The following is a 19286-nucleotide window of genomic DNA, read 5'->3' as shown; positions in this document are numbered from 1 at the left end:
ACTCTGATGCGGGTCGGCCCAGCGCGGTCGACCTGATGGAGGCGGCACGGTGCGAGTCACAGGGCCGGGAGTTGCTGGGTGATGCAGTGGACGCCGCCGCCTCCGTACGCGATGGCGGGGGTCCGGACGCCGACGACCTTGCGGCCGGGCAGCGCCCAGGCGATGACGGCGAGCGCCTCGGCGTCCTGGGGGGCTCCGGCGATCGGCACCACGACACCGCCGTTGGCGATGTAGAAGTTCAGGTAGCTGACCTCGGTGGGACGGCCCGCCACGACGGCCCTTCCGCTCTGCGGCAGCTCGACGATCTCGATCCTGCGGCCCCGGGCGTCGGTGGTGTGCTCGAGGATCGCCCGGTTGGCCCGCATCCGGGCGTAGTCGGGGTGGTTCTCATCCTCCGGCGCGAACAGGACGACCCGGGCAGGGCCGACGTAGGCGCACACGCCGTCCACGTGGCCGTCCGTCTCATCGTCGTCGAAACCGCCATACGGCAGCCAGACGACCTTCTCGGCCCCCAGCCGGGCCCGCAGCTCCGCCTCGATCCCGGAGCGGCTCATCGCCGGGTTCCGGTTGGGGTGCAGCAGGCACTGCTCGGTGGTGATGACGGTCCCCTCACCGTCCACCGTGATCGCGCCGCCCTCGAGGATCATCGAGGACGGCACCCGGTCCACGCGGAGGTGATCCAGAAGCAGCCGGGAGACCCTGTCGTCGTCGACCCAGGGATAGTGCTTCCCGCCCCAGGCGTTGAACCGGAAATCGAGCCCGACCCGCCCCCCGTCGCCGTCCACCGCGAAGATCGGCCCGGAGTCCCGCAGCCACGAGTCGTCGATCGGCAACTCGATCACCTCGACGCCCGGGCCGCACAGCTCGCGCGCCTCGCCCACCGTCCCCGGCCGGGCGACCATGACCACCGGCTCGAACTCACAGACGGCGCGGGCCACCGCCGCATACTCCCGCTTGACCTGGGCGAATGCCTCGCCCCACAGCGCCTCGCGCGTCGGCCACGCCATCAGGCACGCCTCGTGCTCCCCGAACTCCGCCGGCATCCGCACCCTCACCCACACCCTTCCTGAAAATTCACTCAGCGCCTCATCTTGGCTCCTGAGCGAATTTTCAGTCAATACCTGTCCGAGGTGTCGCGTTCCAGCGCCTCCGGGCGCCTATGGTCCGACTCGGCCGCATCCTGGCCGCCTTCGGCGGCGTGTTCGTCGCCGGACCCCTGGCCCGGGCCGTGGACGCCGACGGGTTCCGCCCCGACCGCTGGGACATCATCGGCGCGCCGGTCTGCCTGCTCGGCGTCGCGGTCATCGTGTACGTGCCGCGGAGCACCTGACAGCCCGGAGAACACTCGGACTCCAGCTCGGACGTCCCCGCAGAACCGGCCCTCCGATCGAGGCTCGAACGAAGGCTTGAGGCCCTCGGAAAGCGACACAGAGCCCGAAGCGCGACAGAGGTCCATCCGGTTCCGGATGGACCTCTGGGAGCCGCCCTTGGGATTCGTCGCTCCCGCAGGCCGCCGCGAGTTCAGGGTGGGCCGGGGTTCAGCCCTGCCCCTGAGCACACCCAGGGTGGCGCATGGACCGGGCGGGTCAGTTCGCCCCGTCAACAGTCGTCTTGGCGGGAGTTGCCAAGCGCCACGAAAGTGTCAGTGACGGCGACACGAGGTGTCAGTAGGGGTGCTGGTAAGAAACGTGTCACGGGCCCCAAGCGAGCGGATCCCGGTCGGCGATCCGGCCCGAGTGATGCGCCGGTATCCCTGCTCCAAAAGATCATCTACCGCAGGTCACGGGTTGTGCCATGGGCACACACGCTGTATCACCCAGATGGCCCCAAAGAAAAATGAGCAGGAGGACGCGGTGGCGGGCATTGCAGGCCAACTTCCGACGCTTGCGGGTGTCCTCATCGGCGCGGGCGCCTCCTACCTGGCCACCTCCGCCACCGAGCGAGTCCGCTGGAGGAGACAGACTGACACCCGCTGGGATGAGCGGCGTGCCACCGCGTACGCCGAGTATGGGCACTCGGTCATTCGCTGTGTCGTGTTGGCGCGCCAAGTCGCCGCTGGACGGGGCCTTCGCGGATACCCCCACCCCTTGACTCTGGAAGAGGGGCGGCTGGAGTTGACCACGGCCCGGGCCGAGCAGGGGGTGCGCTGGGAGTCGGTCCTGCTGCTAGGGGAGTCAGAGGCGATCCGGACAGGACGACTGTGGCATCGCACCGTCTGGAGGCTGGAGCGAATTGCCCTGGATGAGGTGGACGGCGATCTGGAAGCGGTGCTCGCTGAGGCGGGCCGTCAACGCCGAGCCTTCTATGAGGCAGCACGAAGAGATCTTGGAGTGGCCGGGACGCTGCCGGAGGTGGGAGAAGAAGGGTTGTGAGTCCGACGGCAGGAGCGCAGGCCTCCCCGTGGATGCCCGCATGGCCGGTGGCACGTGCGGCGGCGACCCGCGCCCGGATCGGCCAGAGGACTCACGCCGGAGATCATCCGTATCGGGCCGGGTTGTGACACAGGCACTCAACCAACTCGTCGATGTGCATCGGGAGTGCGTCATCGGGGCTGAGGAACCTGCGGACAGCCGTTGGCGCTGAGAGTGATCTTGACCTCTGCCGGTCGGTCCAGCATCCAGCGCACTCACTGTCCGGGCGGCCAGAAGGGAGGTCCGCCGGAGGCGAGCGCGGTGGCCGAGGCCGAGCGGGTGCTGGGCCTGCTGCCCGCCGGATGGCGGCTCGGCGCGGGCGTGCGGGTGGAGTGCCGAGGCGCTGGGCGGCGAGCTGGAGCGCGACATGACCGGGGCCCGCTCTCTCAGCGGTGTCGGCCCAGGGCTCCCGAAGCTCCGGCGAGCCGCAAGGTAGGGGTGATCGTCGCGGTCAGCCGGCGGGGAGCTCGGCGCGGAGGCCCTGGGCGCCGGGCTGGAGTTGGGGATGCTGGCCGGTCTTGAGCTCGGGCACGTACTTGTAGATGGTCGCCCGGCTCACGCCCAGCAGCCGGGCGATCGAGGCGATGGTCGCGTCGGGCTGGGCGAGTAGGGCGCGGGCGTGCCGGACCTGCTCGGGCGTCATCGCTGGCGGGCGGCCGAGGCGTTGCCCGCGTGCGCGGGCGGCGTCCAGGCCCTCGCGGGTGCCCTCGATGATGAGTTCGCGGATGAACTCGGCCAGCGCGGCGAACACGTGGAAGACCAGCCGGCCGCCGGGTGTGGTGGTGTCCAGGGCCTCATGCAGGGACCGGAACCCGACCTGTTGCCTGCGGAGCTCGGCGACGATGGTGATGAGGTCCTGCAACGAGCGGCCGAGCCGGTCCAGCGACGCCACGACCAGGGTGTCACCGGGCCGCAGATAGTCCATCGCTTTGGCCAGCTCGGCGCGGTCGGCGTTCTTGCCGGGCTGCTTGTCGGCGAAGATCCGGATGCAGCCCGCGCCGGTGAGCGCGGCCAGCTGGCGGTCCAGCCGCTGGTCGCGAGTCGACACCCGGGCGTAGCCAATCAGGGCACCGCCGGGGGCGGCGGGCTCGGGCAGCAGCGGGTCGTCTGGCGGGGCCAACGGCGAGGGGACGGGGGCGGCGGTCACCCTCCCAGCGTAGAGAAACGGGTGTCTGCAGCGTTGTTGAACACTCGACTTCGCAACACGTTTCTCAACGCGTCCGGACCCGGTCCCGTGTGTGTGGGACTTCGGTAGTTGATCTTGTTGGGAATCGAAGGCGTTTTCGAGATGGTGAGTTGGTGGTGGTCGTCTGAACGGCCTGGCGCGTTCGAAACTCGTGTCCGGATCCCGGGCCGAACTGGAGAGCCGGTCTGCGCAACGAGGCGGGCCCCTGCCCATCGTTTGCGGTGGGCAGGGGCCGCTCATGCTGACGAGGGCTCTCTCGCTACGGCCGGTCCTGTGTGTCAGGCCTCAGTTCGGGCGGCAGGTGCCCGACGCACAGGGACTCGCCGCCTACGACGACGCAGGCAGGGCGGGCGTATTCCTTGCGGAGGTTGATCATCTTTTCCGTGGGCAGCCGGACGGGCATGCCTTCGCGCAGGCACTGGGTGCAGTACATCGTGGGTCCCTTTCTGGTCGGGCCGGTCAGTTGGTGGTGTGTTCGGGGCGGAGGTGTTGGCCGACGGCGGCGACCAAGAGGTCGCTGGCGGCGATCGCGGTTTCGCGGGCGGCTTTGAGGGTGTCACGGAGGCGGATGTCCTCGCGGACCCACATCCCGTGCCGGTGCGCGGCGAGCGCCCCGACGAGGGCGGTGAGCGGCGTGCCGGTCTTCCCTGCGGACGTTGGGCCACGGGACCCGGGAGCTTCCGCTGACCCTTCCCCCCCCGCGAGGCCGGGCTGGCCTGCTGGAGGCCGCCAGCGCCTCGTAGGCGGTGGACCGGCCGATCTTCAGCCTGCGAGCGGCCTCGTCACCGACACTCCCTCGTCCACCAGGCGGTGGAGCATGTCCAGCTCGGCCGGGCCCAGCACATGGGGCCGGCCGATGCGCTGCCTGCCCGGCAGCATCCGCCCCTCGGCCTCGCGACGCTGGGCGGCGGCGATGCCCTCGGCCTGGCGTTCGGCGCGCAGCTCCAGTTCGTACTCGGCGGCCGCGGCCAGGACCGCGAACATGAACCGGCCCTCCTTGGTGTCCAGGTCGAAGTTCTCGGTCAGGCCGATCACCTTCACGCCGCGCTCGCGCAGCTCGGTGACGGTGGTCAGCACGTGCCCGGCCGAGCGGCCCCACCGGTCGGACTTCCAGAACTTCAACGTGTCCCCGGCCTGCGGTCGTGGCAGCAGCGCCTCCCACTCCGGTTCGATGTCAAGATCGATCTCAGCGCTGGTGGCTGTCCCTAGGTTCCTCAACCCCGGTGGTGGCGCTCGCGGAGGTACGTCAGGACCTCGGCCGTGCTCTCCACGCGGCGGGACGGCCCGCCCCTGGGGTGGCGGTCTTCCCGAGGCCGTGGCCGTGCTCTCGATGACGTTCGGCACGTAGAAGAAAGACCACTCGATCGCGATCGCGACGACGATGAACTGGACGAAGCGGGTGACCCGGCGACGAACAGAAGAAGATCGGGGCTGAGGAACCTGCGGACATTCACCACCCGCTGGCAGGCCCACGGCCAGCACGGCGGGTCTCCGCTGCCCGGCACTGGCACCTACAACACGATGCGTGAGGCGCTGATCCAGGTCGGCGTGCTGCATCGGCTCTCCCGCAAGCGCCGCCGCTGACCTGACGTGCCCTTCCGTCTCCCCAGCCCCAGCCCTTCTCCGGGCCGCCGCTGTGCCATCGATCGCCGCGCGGACAAGGCCTTTTCAGTGTGCCGAAAAGGCCTATACATGCCACTTCGCGCTACTCACTCTGTGAATGGAACCTCGTCAAGAGATCACCGAAAGGACAGAACGCCATGGCGATCAGAACGGAGTGCGAGCCGAAGGCGCGCGCCGCTAACCCGCCAGCGGGTGCGGGGTCACCGATCGCACGCAAGGCCGTCATGCTGGGGTCCGCCTTCGCGCTCACGCTGGGCGTCCTGACGGCGCCTGCACAGGCGGCCACCGCCGCCAGCAGCGAAGTCACGACCGCCACCACGCCGTCCAGCACCACCGTCCGGGAGCTGGCGGCGACCTGGCACTTCTGGAAGAGCTACTGGCTCCCGGAAGACTGCATGGTGGCCGGTTACCGGGTGCTGCGGAATCATCGCTACCAAAAGGCCAAGTGCGTGAAGGGGACCGGCACCGACCACCGAACGAAGTGGCATCTGTACATCCTGTACTGACATGTGAGGCACCCCCACCCCGCTGACAGAAGAACACCACAACCGCAACGCCCGCCGCACGGCTCAGACAACACCGGCCGCGGCGGGCGTTCGGCTTCTCGATCACCCCGACCACGAGCTCGCCGAGCAGATCACCCGTCCCGGGCGAGGTCTGGCGGGCGGGCCTGGACCTGGTCCTGCGGCCTCACCCTCGCCCGCCGTGGCCGGTGCCCACCACGACCTTGTAGGTAGGGCCGGTGCTCGGGTCGGTGTCACCAGAGGAAGAGTGAATCGACAGCCCGTCACAGTGTGGGGTCCCCGCAGCAATGACGAAGGATCCAACGGATATGCCTCTGACCTGGGATTAGTCGCGAACTCCCGTCGGGCCGTGGATTGCTTCCGGTACGTTCTGGCCGGGTTCGGGGCGGATGGTCTTGTGAGCGATCTGGTGCTGGCGAGCCAGGGCCTTGATGGCGGTGCCGGTCCGGCAGGCGTCACGACGTCCCGCCTGACTCGGGGCCGGGGAACCCAGGAGCAGTACTTATCGCTGAGATTGATCTTGAGTGTGCGTGAGGCGGTTGGCCTGCTGGAACGTTCACTTTGTAACAACTCGGTCGCTCGGCGTTAGCTACGGCACCAAAGACCGGGCCCCCATTCAGATCCCAGTCGCGGCGTGCAACTCACGCCCAGCCTTTGGTTGATGACCGGCCTGCTGGCAGCGTTGGAGGGGGCAAGGATCACCGCCCGCGCCGCCTCCTCCGTTACCCGGCGGGCACCCCGACCGTCCTCCATGCCTTGAGAACCGCCTGGAGCTCGTCGCCTTCGCCGAACAGGGAACGGGCGGATGCGGCGGTCTGCCGGGCGAAGCTCGCGAAATCGGCGTCCTCGGCCAGCTCGCCGCCGGTCAGCGTGCCATACCACTTTCGTGTCGCCCACTGACGCTCTCGCGTCGCCGTCACTGCCATCTCGTGGCGCGGACCGCTGATGCTCTCGCGTCGCTTGGCAAGGGCGTCGCGGGCTCGTAGGTATCGCTGGCGGGGATGGCCGCCGCGCGCACCTCGCCGGGCAAGTGAATGATAAGGGTCATTCTCATCTACTCACGCACGCTCCTAATATTTGGTTTCGCGATACGTGTAACTAGTTTTGCGTTTCGCGAAACACATGCATCCGCCTCGCGTCGAAGTCGTGACGGGAGGTGTGGTGGCCAACGTGTCCTCGGGTCGGTCGCGGGTCGCGATCAGTCGGCGTCGCGAGCTCCGGCGTGGACGAGGCGGAGTCCGACGCGCACGCCGTGCCGTTGCCCACCAGAGCGGATCACGCATCCTCAGTGGCATTGACCAGCGTCGCGACCGCCGCGCGGAGGTTGTCGCGGTTGACGAGCAGGTGTCTCGTGGCGTCGGAGCGCGGCCTCGGTCTCGCCGTGGCGGGCAGTGAGGCAGAACGGCTTGCACTGGTCGGGGAGCCAGTGCGCGTCAGCGCCGCGCTGGGATGGATGTGCCTGACCGACGCCCCTGCCCCGGATGCCCTGCTCACCGCACTCGACACGTGCGCGACCGAGACATGTCCCGCCAGATGGCGCCGCTACCGCGGATGCGCGCCATCGACTACAACGGCAACACGGCCCTCCGCCGCTGCGTTACGGGTCCGGCCCGCCCTGGCGACGCCAGCCGGTGCTCGATGACCCCTGGGCGGTTGCGTAGGGCGGCGGCGCTGACTTTCGGGCGTGAAGTTGAAGCTCTTGCCGAAGTCGCCACCGCCGACACGGATGGCCAACAGGACAGGCTCGGTGTATGGGGTTGAGGTGGCGCACCGCTGCGAGGAGCCGTCCTGTCAGAACCTCGCGTACTGGGAGCTGGTCTCGCGCGCGGCCAACGGCGACCAGTACCAGGCCCGCTGCAACCCCGGCCTTGGGCCGCTGGCCGACGAGCGGGGCCCCACGGCCACGCGGTCGCGCTCCGGACCGCCGTCCTGGACGTCCACCGCACCGGCGCCGAGGTCGAACAAGCCCCCCGCTGCTGCGGCCGCCGCCGGACTGCGCTCCGCCGACACCCCGTGTTCGGACCGCGGGGATGTCCGGATCGGGCGATAGCTTTCCGGCGTGATCGAATCGCCCCCCTTCGAACTGCTCGACGGTCTGCTCGGCCGCCGCACCGACGACCCGGACCTGATCGAGCTGCACCGGAACTACCCCCTGAAGCCCCTTCCCACGTTCACCGACCGAGAAGACATCGCCCCGACCGGCTCGGACGCGCACGGGTTCGAGCTCACCTACCAGGCGACCGCGCGAGTGCCCGGCTGCTATCCCTCGATCCGGGTGAGGGGACGCGGCCCGCTGCTCGGCTACCTCGCCAAGGTGTGGATCAAGGAGGATTACCCCTTGCCGATGGGGGACGGCCTCAGCACGGCGCTGCCCGAGCCCGAGGCGCGCGCACGAGCACTGCACAGCAGCGTCCAGGAGTACGGGAACATCGTCCACATCCTGCGCCGCGACGAGCGCAGCACCCTCGAGGCGCGCTATCACGACGACGGCCGCTTCATCTGGTTTCTCCTTACGCTCAACGAGCGGGACGAGGACGATCCCGAACTGCTGAAGTCGGCGGATGCGGTCCTGGCCGCCGCGCCAGCGCGGGAGTACCCGTCCTGGCCGGAACCCGGTGCCGACGAACCCTTCCCTGCCGCCCTGCGTGCACTGCACGATCACCAGACCGCGCACGGATTCGGCGAGATCGCCTTCGAGATGTACGGCCACTTCACCTTCGGCGGGCCGCACGCGTGGACCTGCAACCCTGCGGCCGAACGAGAGTTCCGGGTGTTCGGCCACGACGGCAGCGGCGGCCTGGCGGCCTTCTGGCTGGTCCACCAGGGACATCCTGTCGAGGAACAGCCCGTCGTCTTCCTCGAAGGCGAGGGCGCCATGGGACCCGTCGCACCGAACCTGCGCGACCTGCTCTACCTGCTCGCGGGCGGCATCGGCCCCTATGAGGCCATCACCTCCGGGGCCTCCTACTGGGACGCCGACCCGCAACCCGAGATCGCCCGCATCGCCGAAGACCACTTCGGACCGCGCCGAGCGCGCACACCTCAAGAGATCATCGACGACGCCGACAGCGAGTACTCCGACCTCATGGACCGCGTCGATGCGCTCACCATCGGGGTTGAGGAACCCTGGGACAGCCATGAGCGCTGAGATCGATCTTGAGCGGCGGTTGTGGGCTGGAGGGATTCCTGCTGTGGACAACCGTGTCGGGCCGTGACCGCAATGGTGCTGTCAACGGAACCCACTGACCTGGGGCGATGCGTTCGGGAAGCCTGGCAGAGCCTCTGCTCTGTCGCGTTACCGGCCGGTGCCGCCAACGACGGTCTGGCCATTCCTCCTCCTGTCTGGTCGCGAGCGCGGCAGCCAGGGCGGGCCAGCACTGTGGGAGGCCGGGCAGCGTCGCGGGTCGGTACTCGCAGTGGGCGTCGCGGTGGCCAAAGTAGGTGTTTAGTGGGCGGATCGGTTCGGGGCTGCGGATTCAGAGCTCCGCTAGCCAGTCGTAGACCGCGGCGAGGTCGGTGTTGTTCACCAGGTGGTCGCCGTGGAGCTCGCGGCGTTGGGCGGCGGGGATGACAGAGAGCAGGTACTCGTGGTGGGCGCGGGAGGCCAGGACATCGGCGGGCCCGTACCAGACGCTGGTGGGTGTGGTGAGTTTCGACAGCTCAAAGCCCCACGGCTCGGTCAGGGCCATGCAGTCGTCGATCCATCCGTCGATGCCGTGCCGGTAGGTCAGGTCCATACGGTCGAGATAGCCCTGTTCCTCGCGGCGGGCCGCGAGCGCGCGACGGTCGACCTCGGGTAGCTGGTAGGCGTCGGAAACTTGGATGCCGCCGGCCTCGATGTCGGCTATTGCCTCGGCTGCGAGCCGCTCGACGAGCGGGCGATAGACCCGTTCTCCCCGTGCGGCTGCCTGGGACTCTTCGACGTTGCCCGCTGACATATCGGCGTACCAGTCCAGGCCGGGAGCATCGTAAGGAGCCAGGCCGACGACGCTCGCGCACGCGGTGACGCGATCTGGCAGCCGCGCGGCGACGGCCAAGGCGTGCGGCGCTCCACCCGAGCCACCCCAGACCGCGAATCGATCCCACCCCACCGCCTCCACCACGGTGGACACATCCGCAGCAACGTCCACGACCCGCCGCCCCGGCCGGCGAGCGGACATCCCATAGCCAGGACGGTCGATCACCAACAACTCGACCCCTACCGCCCGCGCCGCACCGATGACCTGGGGTGAAAGCCAATCGGGTGCCCGGGGTGCCGTACTGAAACAGCGCACGCTGGCTACCACCGCGGTTGTAGAGGCAGTACTCGACCGGCGAGTTGCTTGGTGAACTGCTCGGAGCGGTCGGCCGGCCCCCCGGCGGTACCGGTCGGTGGGCGCCTGTTCGGCGGCGGTCAGGTGGGAGATCCCTGGAGCGTGTCCGATCCGTACAAGACCGATGCCGATCTTGCTGAATATCGTCCCGCCCATGCGCCTCGGCGGGCGCATGAGGACGGCCGGAAAAAACGGGCTGTCCGGACCGTTGTTCCCGTAGTGAGATCTTGGTTGAGACGGAGTGCTCGTGAATATTGGAATTGGTCTGCCGATCGCCGTTCCCGGACGTCCTGCGCGGGAGGTCAAGCAGTGGGCGGAGGACAGCGAGCGCCTCGGCTTCCATTCCCTGGGATCCATCGACCGCCTGGTCTACGACATCCTGGACCCGCTGGTCTCCCTCGGCATCGCCGCAGCGGTGACCGAACGCGTCCAGCTGTTCACCAGCGTGCTGAACGTCGGATGGCGGGGCAACCCGATCCTGTTGGCCAAGCAGCTCGCTACCGTCGACCTGATCTCGGAGGGCCGGCTCACGGCGGGCCTGGGCATCGGGGCCTGGCCGGACGACTTCACCCTCAGCGGTGCTCCCGAAAAGGGCCACGGCAAACTCTTCGACGACACCCTGACCGAAATGCGTCGTGTCTGGGACGGGGAGGTCACCAGCGTCTCCGGACCCACCCCGCTGCCCGGCAAGGGCCGTCCCAAGCTGCTCATCGGTGGCCTGATCCCCGCGGGCTATGCCCGCGCCGCCCGCTTCGGTGACGGCTGGGTGGCGCCGACACTGAGCCTGGACCTGCTGGTGAACGGCGTGCAGGGCGTCACCGAGGCATGGGCCACGGCTGAGCGGCCCGGCAAGCCGCACATCCTCACCGGCCGCTACTTCTGCTGCGGTTCCGAGGCCGTCCAGCTCACCGACGAGTACGTGGCTCATTACTACGGCTCCAAGGAGTCGCCGTACTACGAGCCGGTCCGCGCCGACTCACTCGACTCCGACGAGCGCCTGCTCAAGGAGCTGATCGCCTTGTCGGACGCGGGCGTCGACGACCTGGTGCTCTACCCGGCCAGCAGTTCCCTGGACCAGGTCCACCTGCTGGCCGAGGCGCTGGAGCGGGTGGGGGCCAGGCGGAACCCGACCTTCGAGTTCACCACGGGCTGACCTTGGGGCAGCCAAGGTACGGCGGAAACCGGCAACAGGCGGGTGGCGGGGCCAGTAGTGGGTGCGGATTTGGGCTACTGGCCCGCGCGGCGTTGGAGGACCTGAGCCTGGAGGCGGTCGTGGAGCTCGGCTCCCGCGGGTGTTTCCGGATCGCTGCGCTGCCGGATCGGGGCGAGCTTGGGCGCAGCGTCACGCGGTCGTTCGCGGCGGCCTGTTCGGCTGCCGCCTCGGCTTCGGCAAGGCCCGGTAGAGCGAGGCGACGGACGGCGGCCTGCCCTTGTTCTTGCCTGCCCGGGACTAACATGATTCACGGAAACGGCGCTAGTGATGATCTCGAGCAGTCTCCGATCCTGGATCGGCCCTTGAGGGCCGGCGCTCGGAGAAGTCCCGATAGGCAGGATCATCTTCGGTGGGCAAGCCAGCGCCGTTATGCAGGGACAATAACGATCGTTTTCGCCCCGTACGGATTGGCAGCCGCACAGGCCGCGAACCACCCCTGAACCGGTAGCGAAACCATGGAGCAGAACCGGCAGGCAGCACAAGCCCTCCAACCGTCGTCGCCGCCAAGCTGTGCGTCTCCCGATGGACACCCAGCCGCGCCCCCTCGATGCCGCGCTCCGCTGACGGCCGCCACCGGGTGCCAACGCTTGAACGCAGCGGACAGCCCCGGCCCCATGCGCGGATCGCAGAAGAGGGACGGTCTAGTCGTCGCCTCGGTGTCCGTCGCGGACCACCGCCAACCCGCCGACCCGGGTCGTGATGCCCGCCGGCCCGCGTCGGGCCGAGGCGAGCACCCTGGCCGGTCGACCGAGGGTGTCACCCTGCCCCACCTCGATCGCGACCGTCTGCGCCCCTGTCGTGTCGAGGAGGTGGGCGGCCAGGCAGCCGGTGCTGTTGGCGTTGGCGACGTCCTCGTCGACACCGATCGCCGGCGCGAACATCCGCGCCGCACCCGGTCGGTCGCCCACCGGCGGTGCGTACACGAAACAGCCGAGGAGCCCGTACCGCCGGCACGCCGCTGTCAGCCTGCCGAGGTGTGGGTGGACTCGGAGCAGCGCCGACCGGTCGTGGACCGGTACCAGCATGCGTGGTGCGCCGGGCGCGGCGATCCGTGGCGCGTCGGTCGGATGCGGGTCGTCCGCGGTGAGCCCGAGCGCGGCGACGATCGCGGCGCGCTCGTCCGGCGCCGGGTGACGCAGCGCGACGAGGCCCTGGTCGAACCACACCTCGATGCCGGCGGGGCGGCGGATCGCGACGGTGTCGAACGTGCGCCCGCCGGTGTGTTGGCGGTCGTTCAGCTCGTCCAGCGCGGTGCGGGTCAACCGGACGGCCTGCGCGGCGACGGTGCCGTGACCGCAGCCGGACAGTTCGGCGGTGGCGGTGAAGAACCGGACCGGCCGGCCACCGTCCGGCGTCCGCCCCGGGCCGAGGAACGCCGCGTGCGAGGTGCCGGCCGCAGCAGCGACCGCGCGCCGGTCCGGGTCCGTCGCCGCCGGGTCGTCGTCGGTGACGGCCGTGGGGCTGCCGCCCCGGCCGTCGCGCCGCACGCACGCATCGACCACCGTGACATCCGGCCAGGACATCGGCCCCCTTCGACGCTCAACGAACGGCAACCGCGAACGGCGTTCCGCTGATAGCCGGACCTGGCCGCAACGGCCGACCGAACGCGTCCCGGACGCGTACCGTCCTGCCTCAGCCGGTGCCGTCCTGCACTGTGTGCGTTTCAGGTGACGGATGCTCAGCGATGGCTTGGCCCGCCGGTCAGTCGATGCCTTCGATGATGCGGAAGTCGCGCTCGACGCCGTCGGGCAGGGCGACCAGCGCCTTCTGGTATGCCTCGCTCTCGTATGCCGCGACGGCCTGTTCAAAGTTGTCGAACTCGATCAGAACGACGCGTTGTGTGATTCCGGCCTCGTGGGCGACGATTCGACCGCCCCGGGACAGGACGCGCCCGCCCCCAGCCTGGACGGCCAGACGGGCCAGCTTGTCGTAGGGAGTCAGCCTCTCAGGGTCGGAAATGGCGGGGTAGACACTGACCCAGTAGCCCTTAGCCATGGAAACCTCCTGTGTTCGGCCGGACACGTCTGACTTCGAATTGACACTCAGATCGATCGATCCCGGCATGCGCAGGTTAGGGCTTGATGTGCGGTCGGGGGAAAGACCGGTACGGGATAGGCTCAGAATGGATCGTTATCAATCGGCAGGGAGGGCGCGTGGCGCCGGATACGGTGAGCCTGCGGTACTTCCTGGTGCTGGCGCAGGAGTTGAACTTCACCCGCGCGGCCGCACGGATCGGTATCGCACAGCCCGCACTCAGCGCCCGGATGCGCCGATTGGAGGCGGAACTCGGCACGGCCCTGCTGGCCCGCAACACGCGTAGCGTCGTGTTGACCACGGCCGGTGCGGCTTTGGCGGAGTCCGCGCCGTCCGCGCTGGCGGCGCTGGACCGGGCATGGGACACCGCCCGGAGCGCGGCGGCCGGTGAACTGGGCACGCTGCGCATCGGATACAGCCTCAGCGCCGGGGCCGAGACGGCACCGGCCCTGGTGGACGGGCTGATTCGCGGCAACAGCGGACTGGAGGTCGGCGCGGTCCCGATGGCGACACCGGAGATCTCCCCTGCGGTCGCCGACGGCCGCATCGATGCCGGGATCACCCGCGGTGAACAGCCGGGCCGTGGCGTGCGCCGGTTCCTGCTGCGGCGTCAGCGCATCGGGGTCCAGTTGGCACAGCACCATCCGCTGGCCGAACACCCGGAGATCGAGATCGCCGACGCGGCCGCGTATCCGCTGCGACTCCCGGACCGTGCGGCCAACCCCGTGATCCACGATCAGCTGTCCGCACTGTTCCGAGACATCCGACCACACCCTCGATTCCACACGCCCGCAGTCTCCTTCGACATGTCTCAGCGTGACCTGCGCGACGGGGTCACCCTCGCCCCGGCCGGAGAGGCCGCGGTCACGGCATCACCGGCCGGTCTCACCTGGCGACCGCTGCGGGGCGCGCCCAGCCTGACGATCCACCTGGTCCTCCCACGCGAGCAGTCGCCACTACACCGGCGCATCCGTGTCGTCGCCAAAACCCTGGCGCACGAGCTGCACTGGCTGCCGGACTGACGCGCAAGAGGTCCAGCGAGACGAACGTCTGCGGCGGCGAGGCCGAAGGCCCTGCGCCCGGGGAAGACGGCTGCTGGGGTTCCCCAGCCGCCAACCTCCATTTCACCGATGATCATTTGTAACGCCAACGGGCTGTCCGCCAGCTCCTCAGCCCCATGGGCGCGCCGTCCTGGTCAGGGGCGTCGGCGTAGGCCCGGATCTTCTCGGGTGGGCCTGGGGGTTGATGTGGACCCAGAACAGGGGTGAGAGCGCCCGGCGGTCCTCGTCGGTGAGCTTCTGCACCCACTTCGGATCTCGAAGCCCGGCCTGGAGGCCGCACTCGGTGTCACCGAGGCGTGCGGCGTGGCCTGCCTGCCTGAGCCCGCTGTGACCTTGTCGTGGTGCCGGGCGGACTTCGGCGCCTGCGCGGTGTCGGTCACTCGTCGCTCGGGTGGGGGGAGGGGTGCGCAGCTGTGCATGTGTGACCCCGAGGGCACGTCCAGCGTGGTCAGGCGTCGACGGCGTCGATCTGCAGGAAGATCGCCTCGGTGGGGCCGAAGAGGACGAACCTGGAGGGCCGTTCGGTGCTGAGCCAGTCGCCGTCTTCGCAGGAGCCGGTGATGTGGAGGGCGCGTTGGGGTGCGGGGCCGGAGATTCGGCGGAGTGGGATGTCGAGGAGTTCGCAGAACATCTCGTCGCCGAGGACGGCGGCGTAGACGAGGGAGTGGTCGTCGATGTCCTCGGTGTGGTCGATGTAGTTGTTGAGGCATTCGGTGCGAAGGCCGTCCAGGGCGGCGTACCACTCGGCGACGTCGAACGGCTTTTCGTCGCCGTTGAGTTCGGCCGTCCATGGGCAGTCCGACAGCCTCAGGCTGAGGGTCGCGCCCGCACTGACCGCGCGCAACGCCACATGCGCGCGATCTGCGGCGTCTTGGTCGAGCACATGCTTGTCGGGGCATGCATGGCCGCCGAAGGAACAGGCTGGATCGGGGATCAGGTCGTCGCGCCGCGCCGGCGCGGTCGCGGACCGCAGGACGCTCAACCGTGTCAGCTCGTCGCCTGAGGTCGCCACCACGAGATGCAATTCCTCCGGGACGGGCATGTTGTCGGTGATGTTCACCGTCTCGGCGACGTACGCGTCCCGAAAGTAGTGCGTCACCTCCTCTAGGAACTCACGGCCCAATGCCATGACTCTTTCGCTCGCCACGGTTTCGCCTGTGGGCCACGGGCTCAACAATTCCTCCCAGACAAGCCGCTGCAACTCCTCCTCGTCGATGGCTTGCAGCCCGAGCACGTGCCTGGCGGTGTTCGACGGCGGATCGATGTGCGGGAACAGCCCGCATTCGTACGCCGTCGCCACATTCGGCGCCTCGATGTCGTTCGGCGCGTCGTACTCACTGGCCGCGAGCAGGAGCGCCGGGACGGCCGTACTTTCCGGCGCGTCCTCGGCGATCCAGCACGACAGCAAGTGCGCCTGGGACGCCAGCACAAGCGCTCGTCGTTCCCAGGACTGCACCTCCGACCATTCCTCCGCGACACAGTCGTGCCCGAGAAACGCGCAGAACTGGGTCTGATGCATGCGGAACCCCTCGGTGGCCGACGTCGGACGTGCACTCGCAAGTCTGGCGTGGCGCACCGACAACTCGCCGTCTCGGCGTCGTCGGGCATGCACGGGACTGAGGGGTGAACGGTCAGTTCGTCCCAGGATTCAACGCGGTGAGTGCCGCGCATAGCGCGGGGACGGCCACGCCGATCGGCTCCCTGATCACTTCGGTGGCGAGGTCGTCGTACGGTGTCGGGTCCCGGTTGATGATCACCAGTGTGGCCCCGGCCTCGACGGCGACCCGGCACAGGCCGGCCGCGGGCTCGACCAGCAGCGAACTGCCGATCGCGACGAACAGTTGCGCGACCCGGGCGATGTTGGCGGCCTTGCCCAGGAGATCCTGGTCGAGGAACTGCCCGAACAGGACGATCGACGGCTGGAGGATCCCGCCGCACGAGGCGCAGGCAGGATCGTCCTCGCCTCTGTGGAGAACCTCCTCGGTCGGCGTCCTGGCGGCACACCGGGTGCAGGTGGTGGTGGCCATCGACCCGTGCAGTTCGAGGACTTTGCGTTGCGTGGACCCGGCCCGCTGGTGCAGGCCGTCGACGTTCTGGGTGAGGACCCGCAACGACAGGCCGGTGGACTCCAGCCGCGCCAGCGCCAGGTGGGCGGCGTTGGGCTCGGCGTCGCGTCCCTCCAGGACGGACAACGCGGCCCAGAACCGGCGGCGCACGTCGGCCTCGGCAAGGAAGGCCTTGCGGTTGAACAGGCCCAGCAACTCGGGGTTCTTGGTCCACACGCCATTGGCGCCCCGGTAGTCGGGGATGCCGGAGTCGGTGCTGATCCCGGCACCGGTGAGCACCGCGATCCTCGAGACGCCACGAGCCCAGTCGGGAAGATCCATGCCCGCGACGGTAAGGTGCCACGGGCCCGGTCGCGACCGGTTTTCGGCGCAGGACCACGAGGCGGACCGACCATCGGACGGTCAGGCCGCGAAGCCGCCAGCACCGGTCGACCTGCGACCTCGTGTTGGACCAAGGGCATGTGATGCCTCCGCGCGAGTTGCGGGAAATGCCTGGTCCGGCAGCAGCCCATCACCAGGGTCGGGGAACCTGCGGACGGCCGTGTCGGCAGCTCCACGGACGATCCATGCACCGCTCGCTGCGCAGGTTCTTCAACCTGGACCTGGCGGGCTTCCACCTGGCCCTTCGTGACTGTTCAGGCCGCCGGACGGACTCGGCGGTACTCGCCGGGCGTCGTGCCAGCCCAGGAGCGGAAGGCCAGGTGGAAGCCGACGGCGGAGGCGTAGCCGACCCGTTCGGCGACGGCCGCCGTGGGGATGGACGTCGTGGTGAGGAGCCGCGCGGCCTCCCGCATGCGGCGCTCGGCCAGGTGCCGCATGGGCGGGGCTCCGACCAGGTCGCGGAACGTCGCCGCGAACGCCGACCGCGACAGGCCCGCCTCAGCGGCCAGGGACGCCAGCGTCCACGGCTCGGCGTAGCGGGTCTGCAGCGCCAGCAGCGCGCGGCCGATCGCGGGGTCCCGCATGGCGCGCAGGACGGCCGGGGCGTCGCAGTCGTCCCTGGAGACGGCCGCCCGCAGTGCCAGCACGTAGACCAGCTCGAACGCGCGCAGCGCCACCAGGCCCGCGCCCGGCTCGCCGTCTGTCCACTCCTCCGCGAGCTTGTGCAGGGTGTCGGCCAGGAGCGGGTGTCGGGCCAGGTCCGTCCGGTCCAGCACCAGCATCGGCGGCAGCGCCCGGTATAGCGGGGAGGCCGCGGCGGCCTCGTAGTGCAGGCCGCCGCACAGCATGGTCGTCACGGGCCCGTCGCCGGGGATCTCGACGGTGGCGACCGCGCCGGGCCGCCGCGCTGGCAGCAGTCCTGCCAGCGGCACGGCCGAGCCGCCGGACGCGTCGCCCAGCCGGTGCCCGTCCCCGTGCGGGAAAACCGCCAGGTCACCGGCGTGCAGCCGGACGGGTCCGACGCCCTCCACCGCCTCGATCACGCACTCGCCCTCCTGGACGTAGTGCAGCAGCGCGCAGTCGTCCCGTTCGCCGACCACGCCCCACGGCGCGTGCGCCCGCCATCGGCTGTGGAAGACCCCCGACAGCCGCAGCGGGTCGAGCAGCTCACCGAGCAGATCGGCGTCCATGGACGATCCTTTAAGCAACGAGGACTTTTCCTTATCGAAGGTACCGCGCCGCACCCCGAGACTGATCACGAACGACGATCGAGGGGATGACGATGACCTACACGGTGGTGGGCGCGGGCGGTTTCCAGGGCGGCGCGGTGGTGCGGCGGCTGCTGGCGGAGGGGCACCGGGTGAGGGGCGTCAGCCGTGATGGCCGCACGCTGCCCGGCACCGAGCCGTTCGCGGCGGACCTACTGGACGCCGGCCGGCTGGCGGCGGCGTTCGAAGGCGCGACCGGCGCGTCGGTGACGCTCCCGATGCTGGAGGACCCGGCGCAGGCGGAGGCTATGGCCGCGACGCTCGTGCGGGCGGCTCGCTCGGCGGGCCTTGGGCGCGTGGTCCTCAACCTGGGCAACCGCGTCCCGGCCGTCCCGACGCGGGTGGCGGTGTTCGAGGGACGCCGAGCGGCGACGGAGACATTGCTCGGCTCTGGTCTGCCCGCGGTGGTGCTGCGTGCGCCGGTCTACCTGGACAACCTGCTGGCCCCGTGGGTGGCGGGCCCGCTCGTCCACCAGGGCGTGCTGGGCTACCCGCTGCCCGCCGACGCCCGCGTCTCCTGGCTGTCGCACGCCGACCTGGCCGAGGCGACGCTGGCGGCGCTGACCGTGGACGGCGTCATCGGCCAAGCCCTGGACATCGGCGGGCCGGAGGCTCTGACCGGTCCGGAACTTGCGGCGGCGGTGGGATCCGCGCTGGGCCGCGAGGTCGTCTACGTCGCGCAGGACGTCGAGGAGTTCGCGACCGGCCTGGCGCACGCCCTTGGCCCGGCCATGGCCGAGGGGGTCGCCGGGACCTACCGCTGGATCGCCGCCGAGGATCCGTCCCTGTATGCCGAGAGCCCCGGCACGAAACTCCTGGGCGTGGAACCCGCCCCGGCCCGCGCCTGGGCCGCCGCCCAGCCCTGGCGGGAGCTGGCATGACCTTGCTGGACGCCTGCCGCGCCGAGATCGTCCGCCACCACGAGGTCATCGCCGGATGGCTGACGGGGGACCTGCCCACCTCGTCCTTCGACGACCTCGCCGCCGCGCACACACCGGACTTCACCCTGGTCACCCCGGACGGCACGGTCCTCACCGCGGCCGAGGTGCTCACCTGGATGAGGTCGGCCCACGGCACGGCCCCCGACCTCACCATCACGATCCACGACGTGTCGCTGGTCGCCGCCGACGGCGACCTGGTCGTGGCGTCCTACACCGAGACGCACCCCGACCGCTCCCGCCGCTCAACCGTGGTGTTCCGACGCCA

Annotated in this window: 19 protein-coding genes and 1 pseudogene; 10 read left to right on the top strand and 10 right to left on the bottom strand. The window is 69.7% G+C overall.

What is annotated here, in order from left to right; translation table 11 throughout:
* Positions 1 to 56: 56 nt before the first annotated feature.
* Complete coding sequence (locus P696_RS0104290; RefSeq protein ID WP_211245600.1) at positions 57 to 1055, bottom strand: agmatine deiminase family protein; 999 nt, start codon at positions 1053 to 1055, stop codon at positions 57 to 59.
* A 104-nt stretch (positions 1056 to 1159) separates the two neighbouring features.
* On the opposite strand from P696_RS0104290, the gene P696_RS53960 reads away from it, so the two are divergent.
* A complete protein-coding gene (locus tag P696_RS53960) occupies positions 1160 to 1330 on the top strand; it encodes a YnfA family protein (RefSeq protein WP_084336749.1) in 171 nt (56 codons plus the stop codon).
* Between the two features lie 757 nt (positions 1331 to 2087).
* Positions 2088 to 2372 (top strand): hypothetical protein, encoded by a 285-nt coding sequence (locus P696_RS55665; protein ID WP_157429507.1) that lies wholly within the window; start codon positions 2088 to 2090, stop codon positions 2370 to 2372.
* Between the two features lie 490 nt (positions 2373 to 2862).
* On the opposite strand, the gene P696_RS43190 is transcribed toward P696_RS55665, so the two are convergent.
* Together P696_RS43190 and P696_RS58675 are read right to left on the bottom strand one after the other, a co-directional pair.
* The gene (locus tag P696_RS43190; RefSeq protein WP_425394122.1) at positions 2863 to 3558 is read right to left on the bottom strand and encodes a recombinase family protein; all 696 of its coding nucleotides are present in this window, start codon (positions 3556 to 3558) and stop codon (positions 2863 to 2865) included.
* 801 nt (positions 3559 to 4359) lie between these two features.
* Positions 4360 to 4941: a recombinase family protein gene (locus P696_RS58675; protein ID WP_281174914.1), complete on the bottom strand. Its 582-nt coding sequence runs from the start codon at positions 4939 to 4941 to the stop codon at positions 4360 to 4362.
* On the opposite strand from P696_RS58675, the gene P696_RS56790 reads away from it, so the two are divergent.
* A complete protein-coding gene (locus tag P696_RS56790) occupies positions 4858 to 5181 on the top strand; it encodes a hypothetical protein (RefSeq protein WP_170026307.1) in 324 nt (107 codons plus the stop codon). The two genes, P696_RS58675 and P696_RS56790, sit on opposite strands and share 84 nt — an antisense overlap.
* Before the next feature lie 176 nt (positions 5182 to 5357).
* Positions 5358 to 5726: a hypothetical protein gene (locus P696_RS0104255; RefSeq protein ID WP_157429506.1), complete on the top strand. Its 369-nt coding sequence runs from the start codon at positions 5358 to 5360 to the stop codon at positions 5724 to 5726.
* A 740-nt stretch (positions 5727 to 6466) separates the two neighbouring features.
* Here P696_RS0104255 and P696_RS0104250 read toward each other — a convergent pair.
* On the bottom strand, positions 6467 to 6664 hold the full coding sequence (locus P696_RS0104250) for a M4 family metallopeptidase (RefSeq protein ID WP_026411351.1): 198 nt from the start codon (positions 6662 to 6664) through the stop codon (positions 6467 to 6469).
* 827 nt (positions 6665 to 7491) lie between these two features.
* On the opposite strand from P696_RS0104250, the gene P696_RS55660 reads away from it, so the two are divergent.
* Positions 7492 to 7794 carry a hypothetical protein gene (locus P696_RS55660; protein ID WP_157429505.1) on the top strand — a complete coding sequence of 101 codons (303 nt, stop codon included), beginning with the start codon at positions 7492 to 7494 and terminating at the stop codon, positions 7792 to 7794.
* A gap of 9 nt (positions 7795 to 7803) precedes the next feature.
* Positions 7804 to 8892, top strand: coding sequence for a hypothetical protein (locus P696_RS53950; protein ID WP_051466762.1), 1089 nt, complete (start codon positions 7804 to 7806; stop codon positions 8890 to 8892).
* 328 nt (positions 8893 to 9220) lie between these two features.
* On the opposite strand, the gene P696_RS56785 is transcribed toward P696_RS53950, so the two are convergent.
* Positions 9221 to 10213, bottom strand: coding sequence for an alpha/beta fold hydrolase (locus P696_RS56785; protein WP_281174909.1), 993 nt, complete (start codon positions 10211 to 10213; stop codon positions 9221 to 9223).
* Between the two features lie 91 nt (positions 10214 to 10304).
* On the opposite strand from P696_RS56785, the gene P696_RS43170 reads away from it, so the two are divergent.
* Complete coding sequence (locus P696_RS43170; RefSeq protein WP_064743891.1) at positions 10305 to 11210, top strand: LLM class flavin-dependent oxidoreductase; 906 nt, start codon at positions 10305 to 10307, stop codon at positions 11208 to 11210.
* Between the two features lie 701 nt (positions 11211 to 11911).
* Here P696_RS43170 and P696_RS0104225 read toward each other — a convergent pair.
* Together P696_RS0104225 and P696_RS0104220 are read right to left on the bottom strand one after the other, a co-directional pair.
* A complete protein-coding gene (locus tag P696_RS0104225) occupies positions 11912 to 12793 on the bottom strand; it encodes a PhzF family phenazine biosynthesis protein (protein ID WP_026411349.1) in 882 nt (293 codons plus the stop codon).
* 178 nt (positions 12794 to 12971) lie between these two features.
* A complete protein-coding gene (locus tag P696_RS0104220; protein WP_026411348.1) occupies positions 12972 to 13265 on the bottom strand; it encodes a DUF1330 domain-containing protein in 294 nt (97 codons plus the stop codon).
* 158 nt (positions 13266 to 13423) lie between these two features.
* Here P696_RS0104220 and P696_RS0104215 point away from each other — a divergent pair, with 158 nt between their 5' ends.
* Positions 13424 to 14326, top strand: a complete 903-nt coding sequence (locus P696_RS0104215; protein ID WP_026411347.1) for a LysR family transcriptional regulator — start codon at positions 13424 to 13426, stop codon at positions 14324 to 14326.
* Between the two features lie 487 nt (positions 14327 to 14813).
* Here the strand turns inward: P696_RS0104215 and P696_RS0104210 are convergent, their stop codons facing one another.
* The 3 genes from P696_RS0104210 to P696_RS0104200 all read right to left on the bottom strand — a co-directional run bounded on the left by P696_RS0104210 (position 14814) and on the right by P696_RS0104200 (position 18002).
* Positions 14814 to 15884 (bottom strand): hypothetical protein, encoded by a 1071-nt coding sequence (locus P696_RS0104210; RefSeq protein WP_026411346.1) that lies wholly within the window; start codon positions 15882 to 15884, stop codon positions 14814 to 14816.
* Positions 15885 to 15996: 112 nt separating this feature from the next.
* Positions 15997 to 16752: an SIR2 family NAD-dependent protein deacylase gene (locus tag P696_RS0104205; RefSeq protein ID WP_026411345.1), complete on the bottom strand. Its 756-nt coding sequence runs from the start codon at positions 16750 to 16752 to the stop codon at positions 15997 to 15999.
* Positions 16753 to 17066: 314 nt separating this feature from the next.
* Positions 17067 to 18002 carry an AraC family transcriptional regulator gene (locus P696_RS0104200; RefSeq protein ID WP_034482825.1) on the bottom strand — a complete coding sequence of 312 codons (936 nt, stop codon included), beginning with the start codon at positions 18000 to 18002 and terminating at the stop codon, positions 17067 to 17069.
* Between the two features lie 86 nt (positions 18003 to 18088).
* Here P696_RS0104200 and P696_RS0104195 point away from each other — a divergent pair, with 86 nt between their 5' ends.
* Together P696_RS0104195 and P696_RS59185 are read left to right on the top strand one after the other, a co-directional pair.
* The gene (locus tag P696_RS0104195) at positions 18089 to 18961 is read left to right on the top strand and encodes an SDR family oxidoreductase (RefSeq protein WP_051466756.1); all 873 of its coding nucleotides are present in this window, start codon (positions 18089 to 18091) and stop codon (positions 18959 to 18961) included.
* Positions 18958 to 19263: pseudogene (locus P696_RS59185) on the top strand (nuclear transport factor 2 family protein); the annotation flags it as partial. The gene P696_RS0104195 and the pseudogene P696_RS59185, both read left to right, overlap by 4 nt.
* Between the last annotated feature and the right edge of the window lie 23 nt (positions 19264 to 19286).

It is taken from the genome of Actinomadura oligospora ATCC 43269 (genome assembly GCF_000518265.1).
GTDB classification, from domain to species: domain Bacteria; phylum Actinomycetota; class Actinomycetes; order Streptosporangiales; family Streptosporangiaceae; genus Spirillospora; species Spirillospora oligospora.
The sequence above is the reverse complement of the archived record's forward strand: the minus strand, read 5'-3'. Positions and strand labels throughout refer to the sequence as shown.

Coding starts and splice junctions, on each gene's coding strand:
- P696_RS0104205 (WP_026411345.1), bottom strand. CDS start 16,752: ATGGATCTTCCCGACTGGGCTCGTGGCGTCTCGAGGATCGCGGTGCTC.
- P696_RS0104195 (WP_051466756.1), top strand. CDS start 18,089: ATGACGATGACCTACACGGTGGTGGGCGCGGGCGGTTTCCAGGGCGGC.
- P696_RS53960 (WP_084336749.1), top strand. CDS start 1,160: ATGGTCCGACTCGGCCGCATCCTGGCCGCCTTCGGCGGCGTGTTCGTC.
- P696_RS0104210 (WP_026411346.1), bottom strand. CDS start 15,884: ATGCATCAGACCCAGTTCTGCGCGTTTCTCGGGCACGACTGTGTCGCG.
- P696_RS0104220 (WP_026411348.1), bottom strand. CDS start 13,265: ATGGCTAAGGGCTACTGGGTCAGTGTCTACCCCGCCATTTCCGACCCT.
- P696_RS0104200 (WP_034482825.1), bottom strand. CDS start 18,002: ATGGACGCCGATCTGCTCGGTGAGCTGCTCGACCCGCTGCGGCTGTCG.
- P696_RS0104255 (WP_157429506.1), top strand. CDS start 5,358: ATGGCGATCAGAACGGAGTGCGAGCCGAAGGCGCGCGCCGCTAACCCG.
- P696_RS0104225 (WP_026411349.1), bottom strand. CDS start 12,793: ATGTCCTGGCCGGATGTCACGGTGGTCGATGCGTGCGTGCGGCGCGAC.
- P696_RS56785 (WP_281174909.1), bottom strand. CDS start 10,213: ATGGGCGGGACGATATTCAGCAAGATCGGCATCGGTCTTGTACGGATC.